We start from the raw sequence: 19,694 nt of genomic DNA on the forward strand, positions 1-19,694 counted from the left end.
GGGAAAGGAGCCCCGGCGCAGCCGCTGGGCCAGTGCCTGGAATGCCGCCGGAACCGGGGCCGGTTGGTTTCTAGCGCGTCTTGGAAGAGGAAGACCTGGAGCCCGACGTCGACCCGGATCCGCCCGAACCCTTGCGGGCCGCTCCTGCGGCGACGGCATCCAGGGCACGGGTGGTGGCCGGCAGGGTTGGCACGACGCGCAACGAACCCTCCGCGGCCAGCTTGTCGCGCATGCGCCGCGTCATGGACTGCGTGCTCGCATCGGGCGCCGTGAACAGGAACAGCGTGCCATGCGGACTGGCCCAGGTGAGCTGGGTGCGCACCAGCCGGCCATTGGTGATGAGTTCGACCCAGGCACCGATCACGAAATCGGCATAGGGATCGGGGGCTGCCTCGACAGGCGCCTGTGCGCTGTCCTCCGGTGCCGGGGCGGAGGATGCGGCTTCGGCAGGCTGCGGCGCCGGCGGCGGAGCATCGGCCTCCGGCTCTGGCTCTGCCTGAGGCGCTGCCGCCACGGGGGCGGGCGCAGGCTTTTCAAAGGCAGACTGGTGCAGGCCCACCAGCCGCTGCAAGAAGGCGCTGGTCTGGACGGCAGGGTAGTTGACGGTCTTGAGACCTTTGCGCAGCTTGGCCAGCAACCCGGGAATCGCCTCATTCAGGCGGTCAGGCTCCTTGCGCGTCAGGTCTGGCTGCGAACTCCACAGCAGCACTGGAACCAGCGCCAGATAGCCACCAGGATCTTCATCCCGGCTGTCGTCCGCCTTCAATACCTGCGCCAGCGCGATCACATCGGCCCAGGGACCTGCCGCAAAATCGAGCACGTCGGCAGGGACATTCTCCAGATCCGGCAGCTTGCGGATGTCCGCCGCAATCTTCTCGGCCAGCATTTCGCGCTGTTCGGCATGCAACAGGGCTTTCTGCTGCGCCTCCTGGTGGGCCTTGATCTTCTGCTCCTGCGCCTCCCAGGCGGATTGCAGGGCCTTGAGCACCGTGTCGAAGGGCCCCGCATCCTTGATTTCGTTGGTGGTGAGGTGCTCCACCGCCCCATTGAGCAGGCGCATGAAGCGGCTGAACCCGGGCGTGGATTCCGCGGTGAAAGCGAGGCTGCGCTGCGTCAGCTCGTCGAGCAGGCGCCGGGCGGGATGGGTTCCGTCGGAGAAGAACCGCCCATCGTGCCGCACCAGTTGCTTGAGCGCAGGCTCCAGACTCTTCACGGCCTGCTGGACCTGCGGCAGCAGGCGGGAGTCTTGCGCAATGTTCTCCATCATGCGGCCGACCACTTCGATGGCCATGGCCGTGGACTGCGTGGCGGCCTCCATCGGCATGGCCGCATAGACCACCGGCGCCACCCCGGGGCCCCGCCATCCCGACAGCGGGGCCGACAGCGAAGCCGACTGGCTGCCACTTGCAAGGCGGCCCACCAGGCGTTCAAGCTGGGCCATGTCCTCGATGGCCTCCGCCGCGGCACCCGCAGGGAAATAGCCACCGCCATGGGGCATCGCCTGTGCTCCGGCCACGGCGCCCCCCACTTGAGGCGCCGCCACCCACGCAGGCTGCAGCGCCACCGGCTGCGAGGGCATCCCCGCCCCGTACGCACGCGGATCGAAGGGGTCGCCACCCGCCAGCATCTGGCGCAGGATGCCCACGGTCAACAGGGCCTCTTCCGCGGCGGGCGCCATGGGCGACTGCATGGAATCGCCGCTCCAGCCGGTCGACGGGCCGATTCCCCGGCCATAGCCGGTGGTGCCATAGTCTCCCATCGGTGCTGCCATGGAGTTTCCGTAGCCGGAATACCCCCCGCCATAGCCCGTCCCCATGCCGGTGTTCATGCCAGGGCCGCCGTATCCTCCGCCGCGCCCCGAGTTTCCGGAAGGCGTGCCCAGCACCGCATAGCCGACCGGCTGCACACCGTGCTCTCTCAGGCTCGCAGCGGTTTTCTTGTACTCATCGACCAGGAGCTTGCCCAGCAGATCGCGCATGTGCTGCATCCACAGCTGGCGCACCTCGGGCGAGACACCGGTGTCGCCCACGACCTGCTGGAGGGCGCGGATGTAGCTTTCAGGGCGCAAGGGGTTGCGCTCGGGCTGCACGCTGCGCAGGCCTTGCGCCGAACTGACCAGGGTATTGAGTTCAGCCAGCACCGCGTCGGTGGCGTGCAGTGCCGACTGCTGCGCCTTGGAGAGTTCCACCTGCGCCTGCATCTCGCTCTCATCCATGAGCGAGAGTTCGCCGAAGTCCATGCCCGTGTCTTCCGCCGAACTGCGGCCTTTGGCGATGCCCGGCCCTTCGGCGAAGATCTCCAGCAAGGCCATGGGGTAGCCCTTGACCAGCGCAGCCTCATGCTGGTTCAGCAGCCGCAGGCTGTCGCTGACCAGGTTGCGCTGCTGGATGTTGCGGTTGGCCGACTCTTCCTCCGTCAAGGCCGCCTGCGTGACCTTGACCAGTTGCTGCATCAGCGCCTCGCCCCCGCGCACGGCGTTGACGACACAGGCACGGAAAACGGTTCTCGAGCGAGACGCAGTCTGGGACATGGTGGGGGAAGGAATCGGACGACAAGTTTCCAGATGCAATGCTACTTGACCTGACGCCTTATTTGAGGGCTTTGAAACGCATCCGCTTGGGCTTTGCACCCTCTTCACCCAGGCGTTTCTTCTTGTCCGCCTCGTATTCCTGGTAATTGCCGTCAAAGAACGTCCACTGGCTGTCACCTTCGGCGGCCAGGATGTGCGTGGCGATCCGGTCCAGGAACCAGCGATCGTGGCTGATTACCAACATCGTGCCGGCGAATTCCAGCAGCGCATCTTCCAGAGCCCGCAAAGTTTCCACGTCCAGATCGTTGGACGGCTCATCGAGCATCAGCACGTTGCCGCCAGCAATCAGCGTCTTGGCCAGGTGCAGGCGGCCGCGTTCGCCGCCGGAAAGCATGCCGACCTTCTTTTGCTGGTCGCCGCCATTGAAGTTGAACCGGCCACAGTAGGCGCGGCTCGCCATCTGGAACTTGCCGACATTGAGAATGTCAAGTCCGCCGGACACGTCTTCCCACACCGTCTTGTCGTTGGACAGGTCATCGCGGTGCTGGTCCACGAAGGCCATCTTGACGGTGGAGCCAATGACGACTTCGCCCGAATCCGGCTTTTCCTTGCCGGCAATCAGCTTGAACAGCGTGGATTTACCTGCGCCATTGGGGCCGATGATGCCGACGATGGCGCCCGCGGGAATGTTGAAGCTCAGGTTGTCGATCAGCACCCGGTCGCCAAAGGACTTGGTGACGTTCTTGAACTCGATCACCTGGCTGCCTAGGCGGTCGGCCACGGGAATGAAGATTTCGTTCGTTTCGTTGCGCTTCTGGTATTCGTAGTCGCTCAATTCCTCGAAGCGGGCCAGGCGGGCCTTGCTCTTGGCCTGGCGGGCCTTGGGGTTCTGGCGCGACCATTCCAGTTCCTTCTTCAGGGCCTTGGCACGGGCTTCTTCGCCCTTTTGCTCGGCTTCCAGGCGTGCGCCCTTTTGCGTGAGCCAGTCGGAGTAATTGCCCTTGTAGGGAATGCCGGAGCCACGGTCCAGTTCCAGGATCCACTCGGCCGCGTTGTCCAGGAAGTAGCGATCATGGGTGATGGCCACCACGGTGCCGGAGTAGCGCTGCAGGAACTGCTCCAGCCAGTCCACGGATTCCGCGTCCAAGTGGTTGGTGGGTTCGTCGAGCAGCAGCATGTCGGGCTTGGAGAGCAGCAGGCGGCACAGGGCCACGCGGCGCTTCTCACCACCAGAAAGCACGCCGATGTTGGCATCCCACGGGGGCAGGCGCAGCGCGTCGGCGGCAATTTCAAGCTGGTGCTCGGAGTCGGTGCCGGCGGTGGCGATGATGGCCTCCAGCTCGGCCTGTTCGGCGGCCAGCGCATCAAAGTCGGCGTCTTCGGCGCCGTAGGCGGTGTAGACCTCCTCCAGGCGGGCCTTGGCGGCAAATAGCTTGCCCATGCCCGCTTCCACGCTCTCCCGCACGGTTTGCGTGGGATCCAGCTGGGGCTCCTGGGGCAGGTAGCCGATGTTCAGGCCCGCCATCGGAATGGCTTCGCCCTCGATTTCCTTGTCCAGGCCCGCCATGATTTTCAGGAGGGTGGACTTGCCCGAACCGTTAGTTCCCAGCACGCCGATCTTGGCGCCTGGGAAGAAGCTCAGGGAGATGTCTTTCAAGATCTGCCGCTTGGGCGGCACGATCTTGCCGACGCGGTTCATGGAGAAAACGTATTGGGCCATTGAATGTCAAACCTGCAAAAGTGAGCAGAAATTCTGCGTGCAAACCGAGATTATCGGGCCATGCGACAATACCCACCGTAGCGGGCTCCAGTTGCCCGTCACATCAGCACACTGCTGGGGACGAAAGAAGCAACGCTTCCGGGCTCCCAATCCTGAACCTCATCAGCCTGAGACTGGCTCGGCAACCCCCCGGTTGCACGACAGGTTGATACCCAGCGCCCCGGACGGGCGCAATCAACGACATGACATTTGACGAACTGAACCTGGCTCCTGCCATCCTGAAGGCCGTGCACGAAACGGGCTATGAAACCCCCACGCCCATCCAGGCCCAGGCCATCCCCGCCGTTCTGGAAGGCCACGACCTTCTGGCCGGCGCGCAGACTGGCACCGGCAAGACCGCCGCGTTCACCCTGCCCATGCTGCACCGCCTCTCGCAAAGCGCCGCACCCAAGAACAAGTTCGGCGGCAAGGGCATCCGCGCCCTGGTGCTGACCCCCACCCGCGAACTCGCCGCCCAGGTGGAAGAGTCCGTGCGCGAATACGGCAAGTACCTCGACATCAACTCCACCGTGGTCTTCGGCGGCGTGGGCATGAACCCGCAGATCGACCGCATCAAGCGCGGCGTGGACATCCTGGTGGCCACCCCGGGCCGCCTGCTGGACCTGCAGCAGCAGGGTTTCCTGGACCTGTCGACCGTGCAGGTCCTAGTGCTTGATGAAGCCGACCGCATGCTGGACATGGGCTTCATCCACGACGTGAAGAAAGTGCTGGCCCTGGTGCCCAAGGACAAGCAGAGCCTGCTGTTCTCCGCCACGTTCAGCGACGAGATCCGCGAGCTGGCGGGCACGCTGCTCAAGAACCCGCAGAGCATCCAGGTCACGCCGCGCAACACGACCGTGCAGCGCATCTCGCAAGTGATCCACCCCGTGGGCCGCGGCAAGAAGAAGCAGGTGCTGCTGCACATCATCCAGCAGCACAACTGGAGCCAGGTGCTGGTGTTCACGCGCACCAAGTTCGGCGCCAACAACGTGGCCGAGTTCCTGACCAAGAACGGCGTGCAGGCCATGGCCCTGCACGGCAACAAGAGCCAGAGCGCCCGCACGCAGGCCCTGGCCGGCTTCAAGAGCGGTGATATCCGCGCCCTGGTGGCCACCGACATTGCCGCGCGCGGCATCGACATCGACGACCTGCCCCACGTCGTCAACTATGAAATCCCCAACGTCTCGGAAGACTACGTGCACCGCATCGGCCGCACGGGCCGAGCTGGCGCCACCGGCGAAGCCGTGAGCCTGGTCTGCATGGACGAAGAGGGCTTCATGATGGACATCGAGCGCTTCACCAAGCAGCAGATCCCGGTGCAGATCATCGAAGGCTTTGGGCCCGAGCCAGGCGAGAAGGCCGAGCCCATCGCCATGGGCCGCCAGACCATCTGGGGTGGCGCCGGCAAGCCCCCGAGCCGCGAAGTGATGCAGGCCGCCGCCAAGGCGGCGCGCAGCGAAATGATGGAACGCATCCGCACCAACAAGGCAGGCCAGGGTGCTGGCGGCGGCGGCGGCGGCGGTGACCGTGGCCCCCGCCCAGCCGGCGGTGGCAATGGCGGCGGCCGTGGCGGCCGCGCCGGTGGTGGCGCAGCAGCAGGCGGCGGCGGTGGCAGCAACAGCCCGCGCGGCGCCCGTGCCGGCGGTGGTGGCGGCCAGGGCGGCGGCGCACGCGCTGGTGGCCAGGCCCCTGCACGCGGCCGCTCCGGCGGCGGTGGTGGTGGCGGCGGCTACGAAGGCGGCAACCGCTATGACGACTCGCAACCTCCACGCGCCAATGCCCACCTGGGCACGCACATGGGCCACGCCAACCCGGGCCACCGCAGTTCCGGCCATGCCGGCGGCGGCGCGGGCGGCCAGCCTGATCCGATGCGCACCAGCGTGGACAGCATGGGCGGCGGCGGTCGCCGTGGTGGTGGCGGTTATCGTGGCGGCAACGGTGGAGGTGGCGGCTATGGCGGAGGCACGGGTGGTTCTGGTGGCCGGGGCAACGGGTCTCGTGGGCCAGGCGGTTCTCGCGGGTCTTTTAACCGCTGAGACGGATGAGGCAGGGGGCGCTCCAGGCGCCCCCCGCGTGGCAGCCGTGCATGTGCTGCACGCCACGGGACGGCGCGCGCCAGCCACGAGCCACCCCCGCCTGCACTTGCACGCGGTGGACTTTGCCGCCCTGCCCGCCCTGCCGCCCATTGACGAGGTCTACATCACGCTGGGCACCACCATGGCTGCCGCGGGCAGCCAGAGCGCTTTTCGCGCCGTGGACCATGACGCCGTGCTGGCCACCGCCCGCGCAGCGCGTGCCGCCGGCGCCACCCGCTGCGGCGTGGTCACCGCCATGGGCGCCAACGCGCAGTCGGGCATCTTCTACAACCGCGTCAAGGGCGAGGTCGAGCGCGACCTTCAGAGCCTGGACTTTGCCACGCTGGTGATCGCGCGCCCTTCCCTGCTCATCGGGGAACGCCAGGCCCTGCAACAGGCAGAGCGCCCCACCGAATCCATCTCCATCAAGTTGTTCAGGTGGCTGGATCCGGTCATTCCCGCCAAGTACCGCGCCCGTCCGGGCACCGATGTGGCGCGGGCGCTCGTGCGGGCCGTGCGGTCAGGCCCTGCCGGACTGCATGTGCTGGCGGGCGACGCGCTGCGGGCCTTCTGACCCTGCCAGCCGGTGCGGACCGCAGCCGCGGCATCCTTGTGCGATGCTCTGCCCATGCGCCCCAACGACCCACCCCAGCCCCTGGCCACCCTGATGGTGGCCACCTGCAACGTGCTCAACCTGGCCAACCCGGGCCGCCTGTTCTATGAGAACCAGGATCCGTACACCCAGGCCGAGTTTGATCGCAAGCTCACCTGGCTGGGCGACCGCTTCCGCATGCTCAATGCCGATGTGCTGGCGGTGCAGGAGGTATGGGACGACGCGGCCTTCAAGGGGGCCATCGGCCGCAGCGGCCTGCGCTACGACTTCGTGGCCGTGCCCGGGGCGGAGAACGACGCCACGCATGGCGGTGCACAGGGCACGCCACGCGTGGGCATCGCCACGAGGCTCAAGGTGGAAGCCTTGCAGTCGTTCCCGGAATTCCCGCCGGGCTTTCACGTGGATGTACCAGGGCTGGCGGTACATGCGCGCTTTGAGCGGCCGCCACTGGTCCTGACGCTGCGCATGAAGCATGGTCAGCGCCTGAATGTGCTGACCGCGCACCTCAAGTCCAAGCGCCCCAAATTCCTGCAGGATGCGCAGGGCAACCCGACGGAAGACCGGGACGACCGCAAGGTGATGGCATTGGCCTCCCTGCGTTCCTTGATCATGCGGGGCGCCGAGGCCATGGCGCTGCGCTGCCTGGTGATCGATCTGCTGCACCGCACCAGCGTGCCGCTGGTGGTGATGGGAGATTTCAACGACACGCCCGACAGCGTGACAACGCAGCTCATCTGCGCCACGAACGAGATCGCCTACGACCGCTCCGCCCGCGATGTGGCCCTGTTCAATGCCTACGACCTGCAGGGCGACGCGGCGCTGAAGAAGGATGTGGCGTACTCGCACATCCACCAGGGCTCGCCCAGCGTGCTCGACCAGATCCTGGTGAGCGAGGAGTTCGTGCACAACGGTCGAAACAGCATCGGCGACGTGCGGCGGGTGGACTATTTCAATGACCACCTGCATGAAGGGCGCGACCGCACCCGTTCGGACCACGGGTTCGTGCGCGCGCTGCTGCGGCTGAAAATGATGCCGGCGACCACGGCTGCACCCGGGGCGCCAGCGGCCGCGCATGCGGCGGCGGAGTCTCCATCCAGCCCGCTCGCTTCCGGCCCGGGCATGTAAGCGCGGGCACGGCACGCCGCGGCCCGGCGCGCATTCGGCGGTTGCGGGATGGCACGTGCCCGCTCGCAGGGGGTGGCGCTGAGCCCCCAGGGGCCGCGATCACCCAAGCTTGCGGCAAGGCGCCTTCGAGAGTCGCCGGTGAAACTGCGTGGAAAAGCGGCAATCCGGGTGTCAACCCTGTGTTTGCAACGGGATGTACGCTGACACGGTACTGCGGGGGCGGGCAGGTAACATCACCGTAACAAGCCGCCCGCGAGGCTCCCAATGGCAGAAACCACCATGACCATGCATTCCCCTTTTCTCCGCCACCCAACGGACGCCCCTGCCGCCCTGGTTGCGCCCGCCTTTTCGACAAGGCGGATGCCCTTGCGCGCGTCGGCGCTGCTGGTCGCCGTGCTGCTGACGGCCTGCTCCAGCACGCCCCTGCCCCCCTGGCCGTCCACCCCTGCCGCCAGGACCACCGCACCGGCCCCGCTGCCGCGTGTGCAGCAGGGCACCGTGGTGCCCACGCCGCTGGGCCAGGCATCGCAGGCGCAACGTCAGGGGGCCATCGCCAGCCCCCTGCCACCACCCGCCGCGCTGGTGGTCCAAAACGAAGGCCCCATGGCACCGCCCTATGGCGCAGCCGTGGCAGCCCGCTTCCCCGACCCCGCCGTGGCCTACAGCACGCCTGGCCTGGGCCCGGACCGCCGGGCTTTCACCACCAATGCCGAACTCGGCCAATGGCTGCTCTCGCTGGCTGAACCGGCCCCCCGCGGCCCCACGCGCACCAGGTTGCTCCATCTGGGCACGTCCCAACGCGGGGAGCCCATCCAGGGGCTGCTGGTCACCCGTGCCGCTGGCACCGAACCCGCCAACCTGGACACGAGCGGCCGGCCGACGGTCGTTCTGGTCGGGCAACAGCATGGCGATGAACCTGCGGGCAGCGAGGCCCTGCTGGTGATCAGCCGCGAACTGGTGCAGGGGCTGCTCGAGCCCCTGCTCGACCGCATCAATGTGGTGGTGGTGCCCCGGGCCAATCCCGACGGCGCGGCCGTGGGTACGCGTGTCACGGCCAATGGCGTGGACATGAACCGCGACCACCTGCTGCTCAACACCCCGGAGGCCCGCGCGCTGGCCAAGGTGGTCAATGACTACCGCCCCATCCTCGTCGTGGACGCCCACGAATACACCGTGGTGGGCCGCTACCTGCAAAAATTCAATGCCATCCAGCGCTACGACGCACTGCTGCAATACACCACCACCGCCAACTACCCCGAGTTCCTGACCAAGGCCTCGCAGGAGTGGTACCACCAGCCGATGGTGGCAGCGCTCAAGGCGCAGGGCCTCACGAGCGACTGGTACTACACCACCTCGACCAATCCGGAGGACAAGCGCATCTCCATGGGCGGCACACAGCCCGACACGGGCCGCAACGTGAACGGCCTGAAGAACACGGTGAGCCTGCTGATCGAAACACGGGGCGTGGGCATCGGGCGCATGCACATCCAGCGCCGCGTGCATTCGCAGGTCACGGCCATCGCCAGCGCGCTGCGCAGCACGGCCGAGCGCGCCGGCAACCTGGAGCAGGTCCGCTCCTTTGTCGCGCGGGATGTGAGTGCCCTCGCCTGCCGCGACCAGGCCGTGATCGAGGCCGCCGCCACGCCCACCCAGCGGGAGCTGGACTTCCTCGACCCGGAGACAGGAGCAGACCGCCCCATCCGCGTGGACTGGAACTCCTCCCTCACCTTGCGCCCGACCAAGACCCGGGCCCGGCCCTGCGGCTACTGGCTTTCGGCCAGCTCCACCGCCGCCGTCGAGCGCCTGAGGCTGCTGGGCCTGCAGGTCATGCGCGTGGCCGAGCCGGGCTCCGCGCTGGCCGACATCTACCGTGAAACCGCCCGCGAGGCAGGCGACCGCCAGGATGTGATCGGCACCATCGCGGGTGGCACAGGAATCGTGCGTGTACAGGTGTCGCCCGTGCGCAGCGCCATCGACGTGCCCGCGGGCAGCTTCTACGTGCCGCTGAACCAGCCCCGCGCCAACCTGGCCCTTGCCGCGCTGGAGCCGGACACGCAAAACAGCTATTTCGCCAACCACCTGATCGAAGAGCTGGGGAACACGGCGCGCATCATGGCGCCTCCAGCACTGGTATTTGAAGAAACCGACTGATTTGCTATGCAATTCATAGCATTCAGCGCTTTCCACTAAAGCGCTACAGGCCTCAAAGACCAAGCTAGACCCGGCTGTGCAGCGATGCCGGGCTGGTGTGGCGTGCGAGGCGGGCCTCCGTGCGTTCCAGCACATGGCGGGCCATGGCCTGCGCCAGTGCCTCGTCGGCCAGAAACACCGTGCTGTCGCATTCCTGCGCCAGCCTGCGGGCCTCGTCCCCGCTATGGCTGCGCACCACGGTTTCGATGTGGGGATTGAGAGTGCGCGCGGTAGTGATGATCTGGCGCACATTGAGCGTGTCCGGTGTTGCGATCACCAGCATCGCGGCCCGTGCGATGTGGGCCTGGATCAGCACCGCGGGGTCCACGGCGTCGCCAAAGACCGCCGCAATGCCCGCTTCCCGCAATGACTCCACCAGTTCACGGTTCTGCTCCGCCACGACGAACGGAATGTCATTGGCAACCAGCACCTGTGCCACGCGGCGCCCCACCCTGCCATAGCCCACCAGCACCACCTGCCGAGCGAGATACCGGGCGTCGGTGCTCATGGGGAGCTCCGCGAGCGGATCGTCCCGCTGCTCCAGCCGCCGCGCCAGCTCCGAGCGAGCGCGCAGCCAGGTCTGCAAGGGAGCAATGGCGTGGAACAGCATGGGGTTGAGCGCCATCGAAATCAGTGCCCCCGCCAGCACGAGGCTGGCCCCTTCAGGTGGCAGCAGCCCCAGCGAAGAACCCAGCGCCACCAGGATGAAGGAGAACTCCCCGATCTGGGCCAGGCTCGCGGACACCGTGAGGGCGGTATTGAGCGGATAGCGAAATGCCAGGACCAGCGCGGCCGCGGCCAGCGTCTTGCCCAGCATGATGATCGCCACCACCGCCAGCACCTGCACCGGGCGGTCCCACAGCACGGCCGGGTTGAAGAGCATGCCGACGGAGACAAAGAACAGCACGGCAAAAGCGTCGCGCAACGGCAGGGATTCTTGCGCGGCCCGGTGGCTGAACTCTGATTCACGCATCACCATGCCGGCAAAAAAGGCCCCCAGCGCAAACGAAACCCCAAACAGGGCCGCCGAGCCAAAGGCAATGCCCACGGCGGCCGCCACCACGCACAGCGTGAACAACTCCCGCGAGCCCGTGCGTGCCACCTGCCAGAGCACCCACGGAAACAGGCGGCGCCCCACCAGCAGCATCAACGCGACAAAGCCGCCCACCTGCAGCAGCGTCCATCCCAGGGCCTGCCACAGTGCCGCGCCATCCACATCCTTCGCCGCGGCGCCATCGGGTCCGCTGCCGCCCAGCCAGCCGGCAAGCGGCGGCAGCAAGACCAGCACCAGCACCATGGCCAGGTCTTCCACCACGAGCCAGCCCACGGCAATGCGGCCTGTGTGGCTGTCCAGAATACCCAGGCTTTCAAGGGCACGCAAAAGCACCACCGTGCTGGCCACCGACAGCGCGAGGCCAAACACCAGGGCACCGCCCAGCCCCCATCCCCACCAGGTGGCCAGCGCCATGCCGAGCGCGGTGGCCACCATCATCTGCACCACAGCCCCGGGCACGGCGATTTTTCGCACGGCCAGCAGATCCCCCAGGGAGAAATGCAGGCCGACGCCAAACATCAGCAGCATCACACCAATTTCTGCCAGCTGGCTGGCCATCGCTGCATCCGCCACAAAACCGGGTGTAAAAGGTCCGATCACCACCCCCGCCAGCAGATACCCGACCAGCGCGGGCAGCCGCAACCGCGCGGCCACGAAACCCAACGCCAAAGCAAGCCCCAGCGCAGCAGCAATGGTGTGTATGAGCGTGACGCTGTGGGGCATGGTGTGGCCAGATCGAGGAAATGGATGGCGAGCGCGTGTGGCCTCGTTATAACCGCATCCGCCTTGCCCCTGCTACCACCGCATCAGCGCGGGCGGGTCTGTCCAGGGCAGCACTGGCCACGGGTTATGATCCACGCTCTGCGCAATCGTGCGGTTGCGGAAGATTTCCGCAAGGCAAGTAGGCCCCCGTGCGCCAAAAGCCCATCTCCATCTATCTGCCCGTAGCTCAACTGGATAGAGCAATAGCCTTCTAAGCTATAGGTCGGGGGTTCGAGTCCCTCCGGGCAGGCCAAACCAGCATTTCAGACGGCCTCAAAACCCGCATGTTTCTAACATGCGGGTTTTTTGTCTCGAGCTGCCGGGCAAGCAAGCCCACAGCACTGTTGAAGCATAGCGAAAGCGCGACACTAGCCCGGCACATATCCTGCTGCGCAATCGCATCCTCCCGAGGCAGTCGGCCAATACCCGAACGCGAGACCCGCACGCCGCCACAATCACAAGCCGCTAGCAACCAAATCGGGATGAGCACCGGATAGCGCTCACGGTGCAGGTCAGCGTCGCGCAACCGTCCAACGCACTGACCGCCATCACAACCAGCGGACCAGCGAGCACACCTTCCAACGGTAGAAAGCCTTGGATGAGTTCAATGGCGAAGCTCAGCCCAAGAACCAGCAATTCCACGGCATAGAGGAATTCGCGTTTGTATATGGGCTTGATGGCTGGCCCAGCCTGCCTTGCTTCATGCGCTTCCTGTCTGACTTCAGGCCTACTCACTAACATTGCCCAGCGATTCGCGAAAAAAATCCCCAACGATTCTCCTGCAAGTGTTCATTTACCCTTGGTCGCGGCTGCTGATTACTATCATGACCGAGGCAAGAGTATGCTGTAGAACCTGAATGCAGATTCAGGGCTTTGAATCAAATGCAATTCCCCTTCTGGGGATATGCCCGCCAATGAAGATCCGAGGCCAATGACGCCTGGTGAGCCGAATTGCGCAAGGCCGACACCGCCTGAGGTGCCTGCTGCAGTTGTGACATTTCCATCCACATCGATCTTGCGAAGCAACTCGGACGACCCTCCACCCGGCAGGGTTTCAGTATGCAATACATATGCATCACGGCCAAATGTTGCCAACCCTGCGATATTTGTAGTTATCGTAGAGCCAATGGAGCGCTCAATATTTATTGCTACGACTTGACTGCCTCGCAAGCGAACGACACTCGCATGATCCCAACTTGAATAAATATATATCGTCCCATCCTCAGTTATTTCCATTTCACTGAAAAATGCGAAAAGATTAGGATATTTAGAACTATTGGGAATAGTGGCTGCATATATTGGACTACCCGAGGATGACAAGCGAACCACTTCACCGGTCGTCGAATCTAGCAAATATACGTTACCCACAGCATCTAGGGTCATCGCGGTAGGCGTGACCGTACTGGACTCGAAAATCGTAGTGGCATTTCCTGAGCGATCGATCTTACGAATACGTGCACCGTTGCCAGAAAATGAGTTTATTCCCCCTCCCCGCACAAATCCCTCGGCAACCAAGACGTCCCCACCGGGGGTTTCCCTGACCGTCACATATGTATACGGGACGGAGAGGGGAGTATAGGTCAAAGGCAAACGCGGCAACTGCTCTCCGAAAGGAACCCGCGCACCATCGACGCTATAGCGCTCCAACCAAATATTAGATCCCTCCTGTGCTCGAAAATATATTGTCCCGGCAGCCCCCACGCGACGATAAAGAACTTCAGAGGGCAAGCTCTCCGACCAGTTGGAAGGCACGACCTCCGCCACAGTACGAGGGAGTGGAGTTATCTTTAGCACACCAGCGCGTGATTGAACGGAGCCAGCTGAATTTTTAATGACGACGGAAAAACTCGCATTTCTATCAAGAATGCTTGCCTTGGTAATCTTGTACGTTCTCGCATTCGCACCTGGGATGATAGACCCATTTCTCAACCACTGATAAGTTGCCCCATTTTCATTTTGAATCACTACAGACAATATTCCATCATCACCTTCACGCACATGAAGATCAAGTGGCTGTTGAGTGATTTGGGGGGCAGACAGCTCCACATCGCTTCCACCACACGCGGTAAGCGCTGAGCCAAGTGTCAGAATCCCGAGGGTTCGACGATTCATGGGTGCATTAACTAGCGGATATTTTTTGCCTACGATGTTGATTTGCATGATCGCTTGAAAACTCATTGATGGAGTTACATTGAATTCAACGTATATTTCGCAACAGATGCAAGATTGCTTACGTTTGCACACACCAAGAGGTGTTGCCTGTGCGGACTCTCCCGCCAGCCCATGCCTCTGTCAGCGGGAACCCTCTACCGATTGGGCTGAGGAACTGCAGCGTAATTCATGGCAATGGCTTGCAACACTGCGCCGATCAAGGCGCCATCTCCCGCACTCTGAGGCAGAACCTCGCGCACGATCTGGACCGCATACTCCAGTTGCTCCTTGGCAAGGGCTGCGGACATGGCGTTGCCACGCTTTTCACTGGGCGACGCATCGCGGATCACAAAACTCATGGAAGGCTCCGGAAAGGAATGAAGTCACAGTATGCGCTGAGCCCAAGATCCGGCAATCACAGAAATCAAGCATACGAAATGTTATTGGGTCGGCGCAGTAGCAGTACGAGAACCACGTTTTCCCGTGCTGGAAACCACCCTCACCCTTCCCGGCTGGCTCCCATTGCGGGAGACGGACCTCGCCATGGACGCGGCAGCATTGTGGAAGAAGGTGTGCGCAGCAGACCCAGGTACCCCGGCCGCGTAGCGTCTGCGCACTGAAGCGGAGTCCTGGGCGGTGGGCTGCAACGCTTCGCCGTCAGCGCGGGCGAAACGGATGATCCCGCGGACGCCCCGACGGTACGAGCGATGACTGTGCCGGCTGCATGCGGTACTTGGATGTCGCTGATGCGGCTGCAGATACGAAGCGCTCCACCTACCTTTACATACTTGAGCGGGCCCGGTCCGGCCTGCTGGTCACTTGAGGAGAAGCCGGCATGATCAAGGTCACGGCGGTGTACCGCTGGCGCGAAGGCGCCACGTTCAACCACGACTACTACCACGGCGAACACATGCGCATCGCCCGCGCGGCGCTTCAGCCCCTGGGCCTGGTGCGGCTCGAGAGCGACCGCGTGCTCTACCCCGGCGAGCCCCGCCCCGGCCAGGTGGTGGCGCTGACCAACGCGTTCTTCAGCGACCTGAAGCAGGCCCAGGCCGCAGCCAGGCAAACGGCGGCGCAACTGACGGCGGACATCCCCAACTACACCAACATCACGCCCGAGTCCTACTTCGCGCAGATGCTGGCGCACGAGGTGGCAACGGCCTGAGAGCGCGTCGATCCGCCGCTCGCGCACGGCCTTGGGCAGCAGGCGCGCACACCGCTCTGCCCGGCCCCGGCACGGCGGCCAGCACGTGGCACGCGGTGGCCGGCCAGTCCAAGGCCGGGGAAGGCAACCGGCAGCGCTGCCTGGCCCCACATGGATAAAAATAGGCCCTCGCGCAGGTTTGCATTGCGCATCAAGCTATAAATTTAATAGCAACATACATTCCAGGCCGCAGCTCCATGACCACCAGCACCCCCATCCCACTCGACATGCCCGCGCCCACCGGCGACCAGCTCAAGGCCAGCCGCGCCGCTGCCGGGCTCAGCCAGGCCCAGGCCGCGGAATTGATGGGCTATCCGCTGCAGACCGGCAGCCGGGGGGGCGTGCAGTCGCGCACCTGGCAAGCGCTGGAGAGCACCACCGACGAGCGCAACATGCAGGGGCCCGTCTACGCGATGTTCCTGCTGCTCACGGGGCAGCATCCCGACTACGTGCTGGCCCGGCGCTCCGGTGCGGCCCCATCCGGCGTCGCCCCATGAAAAAAGCGGAACGGTCCGAAGACCCTTCCGCCAACTGCTTGCAGGGAGATTGCCGAAACAGCGGGTGGCTCAGTCCACCTTGATGTTGGCGGCCTTGATCACCTGGGCCCACTTGTCCACCTCGGCCTTCTGGAAGCTGGCGATCTGGGCGGTGGTCATGTCGGCCGGCTCCATGCCAAAGCCCTTCAGGCGGTTTTGCATGTCGGGCTGGGCCAGGATCTTGCGGATCTCGTCGTGCAGGCGCGTGACGGTGGGCGCGGGCGTGCCGGCCGGCACGAAGATCGCCTGCCACGACTGCACCTGGAAGTCCGCCAGGCCATTCACGCCCGATTCGGCCACCGTGGGCACGTCGGGCATGGAGGCCAGGCGCTTGGGCGAGGTCACCGCGATGGCGCGCAGCTTGCCACTCTGGATGTGCGGGGCGGCGACCACGGTGGTGTCGAACATCATGTCGACCTGGCCGCTGATCACGTCCTGGATGGCGGGGCCGCTGCCCTTGTACGGGATGTGCGTGAACTTCACGCCCGACTTGTAGGCCAGCAGTTCCACGGCCAGGTGCTGCGAGCTGCCGGTGCCGGCGGAGGCCGACGACAGGCCGCCCTCCTTGCCCTTGGCGACGGCCAGCACGTCCTTGAGCGTCTTGTGCGGGCTGTTGGCCGACACCACCAGCACCACCGGATTGGTGCCGATCAGCGCCACGGGGCTGAACGACTTGATGGGGTCGTAGCCCAGCTTCGGGTACAGGCTGACGTTGATGGCGTGGGAGCTGACGGTGCCGCCCAGCAGCGTGTAGCCGTCGGGCGCGGCGCGCGCCGCGGCTTCCGAGCCGATGCTGCCGGCCGCGCCACCCTTGTTCTCGACCACCACGGTGGTCCCCAGGGCGGTGCCCAGTTGCTGGCCGATCAGGCGGCCGAGCGTGTCGGTGGTGCCGCCAGCGGCAAACGGCACCACGTAGCTGATGGGCTTGCCCGTGGGCCAGGTGCCCTGGGCGGCGGTGGGCAGGCCGATGAGGCCCACGGCGGCAGCCAGGGCCGCTGTGTGGATGAGGGTTCTGCGTTGCATGAAGGGTCTCCTGGTTTGTGGATGGTGGATGGCGGGACCGAATGGAAGAACCGTTCAGGCATTTCCACGGTTCAGTCCGTCTCAAGGCAGGTCAACGATCTCGACCCAGTTGGGGTTCTTGCCCGCTGGCACGCGCGTGGGGGTGCCCGGAACGCCGGTGGCGGGGTCGATGGGGTGCAGCGACACCTGGTCGGACTCCTGCCCCGCCGCGACCAGGAAGCGGCCCGAAGAGTCCACCGCAAAGCCGCGCGGGGACTTTTCCGTGGGCACCTGGCCCAGCGGCTGCAGCTGGCCCGTGACCGCGTCGACGCGGAAGCTGCTGAGGGTGCTGGAAGTGCGCTCCGACGCATACAGCGTGCGGCCGTCGGGCGACAGGTGAATGTCAGCGGCCCAAGGCTTTCCCGCAAACCCTGCGGGCAGCGCCGTGGCGCGCTGCACTGGGCGCAGCGTGCCCCGCGCCGAGTCGTAGGCCAGCACGTGCACGGCGGCGTCCAGTTCGTTGAGCACATACATGAAGCGCTGGCCCTTGTCCCACACGAAGTGGCGCGGGCCCGACTTGTCAGGGGCGACGGTGGTGAGGGCGGGCTCGTGCGCGCTGAGCCTGCCCGTCTCGGCATCGAAGCGCCAGGCCGAGAGGTTGTCTCCGCCCAGGCTGGTGGCGAACACATGGCGGTTGGCGGCATCCGCATGGATGGCATGCGCATTCGGCGCCGTGGGAATGAGCTGCTGCACCGCCCCCACCGCGCCGTCCTTGCCAATGCTGTTGACCGTGATCTTGTGGCCGGGGTACGAGGCCGCGAACAGCCAGCGCCCGGTGGCATCGGTGTCGATGTTGGCCATGCTGTCGGCCAGCGGCGCCTCGCCCAGCTTGCGCAGCTTGCCGCTGGCGGGATCGATCGCCAGGTTCACCACCCTGAACGGCTGTGAGCGCAGCGCCACGTACAGCATCTTCTTGTCCGGGCTCACGGCCATGGGCATCGCCATACCGCCCAGCGGCGTGGTGTCCACCGGCTTGAGCGCGGCGGCGCTGCGGTCCAGTTCGAACACCGACACGTCCTGGCTGTCCGCGTTGGAGACATAGACCCAGGTAGCGGCCCAGGCGCCCGGCGTGGCCAGTGCGGCGGCCACGGCAACGGCCACATGCGCCAGCCGTGCGGCCCTGCGGCGGGAGCGAAGTGCTGCAATCATCCGTATTCCTTGGGCAGATGGCGGCGAAGGCTGGGGAACAGCGCACTCGCGTTGCCATGGTGGTCGTTTCCCGCCGGGCGATTTCACGGCCTGCCGGGCGCGGGGTGGGAGTCTTTTGTCATATGTCGTCATACAACAAAGAGGCAATTGTGGAGCCACTCCCACCTGGCACCCTAAAGGGATTACCCGAAGTTCTTGACAGTCGATTGGTGCGCCGAACCCCTGCCACCATAAGGAAACAGCCTCCCAAAACCTTGGTACTTACCCTGATTTTTTAAGGGTAAACCCTATATTTCCAGGCTGGTCGGTTGTTTTGGATGGCGTCTAGTTGTACGATGACTAACAACAACCCATGCAACGGAGACATTCCATGACCTTGAACCGACGCGCCATCCTCCTGGCCTGTACCGCCGCCCTGGCCGCAGCCTCCGCCACCGCCCAGACGGCGGAATGGCCAGCAAAGACGCTGCGCATCGTGGTGCCCTACCCTCCAGGCGGCAGCTCGGACATCATTGCGCGCTCGATCAGCCAGTCGCTGTCCGAGGCGCTCAAGCAGACCGTCATCGTCGAGAACAAGCCCGGGGCCAACGGCAACCTGGGGGCGGACTTCGTCGCCAAGGCCGAGCCGGACGGCTACACCATGCTGCTGTGCGACGTGGGCGCGCTGGCCATCAGCCCCTCGGTCTATACCAAGCTGTCGTTCGACCCCTCCAAGGACCTGCGTGGCGTGACCATGCTGGCCTACTCGCCCCACCTGCTGGTGGTGCACCCTTCGGTGCCCGTGAGCAACCTCAAGGAGCTGGTCGCCTACTCCAAGAAGAACGACCTGAACTTTGCCGTCACGGCCACCGGCAGCGCTCCCCACCTGGCTGGCGTGGCGCTGGAGCGCGCCAGCGGCGCGCGCTGGCAGTACATCCCCTACAAGGGCGGCGTCACCGCCATCCAGGACACCGTCGCCGGCCAGACCCAGGTGCTGATGAACGGCATGCTGGCCACCCTGCCCCAGGTGCAGAGCGGCAAGCTCAAGGTGCTGGGCGTGTCCAAGTCCACGCGCATGCCCCTGATCGGCGACGTGCCCACCATTGCCGAGCAGGGCGTGGCCGGCTACGAGTCCGGCACCTGGCAAGGCGTGCTGCTGCCGCGCGGCACGCCGGATGCCGTCGTGCAAAAGCTCAACAAGGCCCTCATCACCGCCATCCGCGCACCCGAGATCCGCTCGCGCCTGGCCGGCCAGGGCGCCGAGGTGGTGACCATGACCTCCGCCGAGCAGGACCAGTTCTTCGTCAAGGAGCGTGCGCGCTGGGCCAGCGTGGTCAAGGCCGCCAACATCAAGCTCGACTGAGCACTTCACACCCCCTGTTTCATTCACCTTTCTCCCTCGTTGCAATGACCATGACCCCGCAAGACCTCAAATCCATCATGGGCTCCGGCCTGCTGTCGTTCCCCATCACGGACTTCGACGAGCAGGGTGAATTCCGCCCCAG

At 65.1% G+C, this 19,694-nt stretch carries 14 protein-coding genes and 1 tRNA gene; 8 read left to right on the forward strand and 7 right to left on the reverse strand.

Translation table 11 applies throughout. The features are described from left to right. Positions 1 to 70: 70 nt before the first annotated feature. Positions 71 to 2,530, reverse strand: coding sequence for a DUF1631 family protein (locus tag AC1RCS_RS24240; protein WP_492246455.1), 2,460 nt, complete (start codon positions 2,528 to 2,530; stop codon positions 71 to 73). A 58-nt stretch (positions 2,531 to 2,588) separates the two neighbouring features. Further along, entirely contained in the window at positions 2,589 to 4,250 is a 1,662-nt protein-coding gene (ettA, locus tag AC1RCS_RS24245; protein WP_010460919.1) for an energy-dependent translational throttle protein EttA, read from the reverse strand. A gap of 242 nt (positions 4,251 to 4,492) precedes the next feature. Here ettA and AC1RCS_RS24250 point away from each other — a divergent pair, with 242 nt between their 5' ends. From AC1RCS_RS24250 to AC1RCS_RS24265, 4 genes are all read left to right on the forward strand, one after another. Further along, the gene (locus AC1RCS_RS24250) at positions 4,493 to 6,325 is read left to right on the forward strand and encodes a DEAD/DEAH box helicase (protein WP_492246454.1); all 1,833 of its coding nucleotides are present in this window, start codon (positions 4,493 to 4,495) and stop codon (positions 6,323 to 6,325) included. A 37-nt stretch (positions 6,326 to 6,362) separates the two neighbouring features. Beyond that, entirely contained in the window at positions 6,363 to 6,938 is a 576-nt protein-coding gene (locus tag AC1RCS_RS24255) for a Rossmann-fold NAD(P)-binding domain-containing protein (protein ID WP_492246453.1), read from the forward strand. 54 nt (positions 6,939 to 6,992) lie between these two features. After that, complete coding sequence (locus tag AC1RCS_RS24260) at positions 6,993 to 8,102, forward strand: endonuclease/exonuclease/phosphatase family protein (RefSeq protein ID WP_218338908.1); 1,110 nt, start codon at positions 6,993 to 6,995, stop codon at positions 8,100 to 8,102. Between the two features lie 279 nt (positions 8,103 to 8,381). Further along, complete coding sequence (locus AC1RCS_RS24265) at positions 8,382 to 10,253, forward strand: M14 family zinc carboxypeptidase (protein ID WP_370627725.1); 1,872 nt, start codon at positions 8,382 to 8,384, stop codon at positions 10,251 to 10,253. Between the two features lie 64 nt (positions 10,254 to 10,317). Here AC1RCS_RS24265 and AC1RCS_RS24270 read toward each other — a convergent pair whose 3' ends face one another. Further along, complete coding sequence (locus tag AC1RCS_RS24270; RefSeq protein ID WP_218294245.1) at positions 10,318 to 12,069, reverse strand: cation:proton antiporter domain-containing protein; 1,752 nt, start codon at positions 12,067 to 12,069, stop codon at positions 10,318 to 10,320. Positions 12,070 to 12,284: 215 nt separating this feature from the next. On the opposite strand from AC1RCS_RS24270, the gene AC1RCS_RS24275 reads away from it, so the two are divergent. Further along, a tRNA-Arg gene (locus AC1RCS_RS24275) sits at positions 12,285 to 12,361 on the forward strand. Between the two features lie 569 nt (positions 12,362 to 12,930). Here the strand turns inward: AC1RCS_RS24275 and AC1RCS_RS24280 are convergent. After that, a complete protein-coding gene (locus AC1RCS_RS24280; RefSeq protein WP_492246452.1) occupies positions 12,931 to 14,268 on the reverse strand; it encodes an immunoglobulin domain-containing protein in 1,338 nt (445 codons plus the stop codon). A gap of 146 nt (positions 14,269 to 14,414) precedes the next feature. Further along, the gene (locus AC1RCS_RS24285; RefSeq protein WP_492246451.1) at positions 14,415 to 14,618 is read right to left on the reverse strand and encodes a hypothetical protein; all 204 of its coding nucleotides are present in this window, start codon (positions 14,616 to 14,618) and stop codon (positions 14,415 to 14,417) included. Positions 14,619 to 15,094: 476 nt separating this feature from the next. On the opposite strand from AC1RCS_RS24285, the gene AC1RCS_RS24290 reads away from it, so the two are divergent. Next, positions 15,095 to 15,424 (forward strand): EthD family reductase, encoded by a 330-nt coding sequence (locus tag AC1RCS_RS24290; RefSeq protein WP_218294930.1) that lies wholly within the window; start codon positions 15,095 to 15,097, stop codon positions 15,422 to 15,424. Positions 15,425 to 15,660: 236 nt separating this feature from the next. Then, entirely contained in the window at positions 15,661 to 15,960 is a 300-nt protein-coding gene (locus AC1RCS_RS24295) for a helix-turn-helix domain-containing protein (protein ID WP_492246450.1), read from the forward strand. Positions 15,961 to 16,029: 69 nt separating this feature from the next. Here the strand turns inward: AC1RCS_RS24295 and AC1RCS_RS24300 are convergent, their stop codons facing one another. Together AC1RCS_RS24300 and AC1RCS_RS24305 are read right to left on the reverse strand one after the other, a co-directional pair. Then, positions 16,030 to 17,022, reverse strand: a complete 993-nt coding sequence (locus tag AC1RCS_RS24300) for a Bug family tripartite tricarboxylate transporter substrate binding protein (RefSeq protein ID WP_492246449.1) — start codon at positions 17,020 to 17,022, stop codon at positions 16,030 to 16,032. A gap of 81 nt (positions 17,023 to 17,103) precedes the next feature. Next, complete coding sequence (locus tag AC1RCS_RS24305) at positions 17,104 to 18,210, reverse strand: lactonase family protein (protein ID WP_492246448.1); 1,107 nt, start codon at positions 18,208 to 18,210, stop codon at positions 17,104 to 17,106. Positions 18,211 to 18,580: 370 nt separating this feature from the next. Here AC1RCS_RS24305 and AC1RCS_RS24310 point away from each other — a divergent pair, with 370 nt between their 5' ends. Then, entirely contained in the window at positions 18,581 to 19,552 is a 972-nt protein-coding gene (locus AC1RCS_RS24310; protein ID WP_218294926.1) for a Bug family tripartite tricarboxylate transporter substrate binding protein, read from the forward strand. Positions 19,553 to 19,694: the final 142 nt, after the last annotated feature.

Source organism: Acidovorax sp. GW823-FHT01C06, assembly GCF_058798375.1.

Coding starts and splice junctions, on each gene's coding strand:
- ettA (WP_010460919.1), bottom strand. CDS start 4,250: ATGGCCCAATACGTTTTCTCCATGAACCGCGTCGGCAAGATCGTGCCG.
- AC1RCS_RS24290 (WP_218294930.1), top strand. CDS start 15,095: ATGATCAAGGTCACGGCGGTGTACCGCTGGCGCGAAGGCGCCACGTTC.
- AC1RCS_RS24280 (WP_492246452.1), bottom strand. CDS start 14,268: ATGCAAATCAACATCGTAGGCAAAAAATATCCGCTAGTTAATGCACCC.
- AC1RCS_RS24310 (WP_218294926.1), top strand. CDS start 18,581: ATGACCTTGAACCGACGCGCCATCCTCCTGGCCTGTACCGCCGCCCTG.
- AC1RCS_RS24285 (WP_492246451.1), bottom strand. CDS start 14,618: ATGAGTTTTGTGATCCGCGATGCGTCGCCCAGTGAAAAGCGTGGCAAC.
- AC1RCS_RS24295 (WP_492246450.1), top strand. CDS start 15,661: ATGACCACCAGCACCCCCATCCCACTCGACATGCCCGCGCCCACCGGC.
- AC1RCS_RS24270 (WP_218294245.1), bottom strand. CDS start 12,069: ATGCCCCACAGCGTCACGCTCATACACACCATTGCTGCTGCGCTGGGG.
- AC1RCS_RS24300 (WP_492246449.1), bottom strand. CDS start 17,022: ATGCAACGCAGAACCCTCATCCACACAGCGGCCCTGGCTGCCGCCGTG.
- AC1RCS_RS24265 (WP_370627725.1), top strand. CDS start 8,382: ATGACCATGCATTCCCCTTTTCTCCGCCACCCAACGGACGCCCCTGCC.
- AC1RCS_RS24240 (WP_492246455.1), bottom strand. CDS start 2,530: ATGTCCCAGACTGCGTCTCGCTCGAGAACCGTTTTCCGTGCCTGTGTC.
- AC1RCS_RS24305 (WP_492246448.1), bottom strand. CDS start 18,210: ATGATTGCAGCACTTCGCTCCCGCCGCAGGGCCGCACGGCTGGCGCAT.
- AC1RCS_RS24260 (WP_218338908.1), top strand. CDS start 6,993: ATGCGCCCCAACGACCCACCCCAGCCCCTGGCCACCCTGATGGTGGCC.
- AC1RCS_RS24250 (WP_492246454.1), top strand. CDS start 4,493: ATGACATTTGACGAACTGAACCTGGCTCCTGCCATCCTGAAGGCCGTG.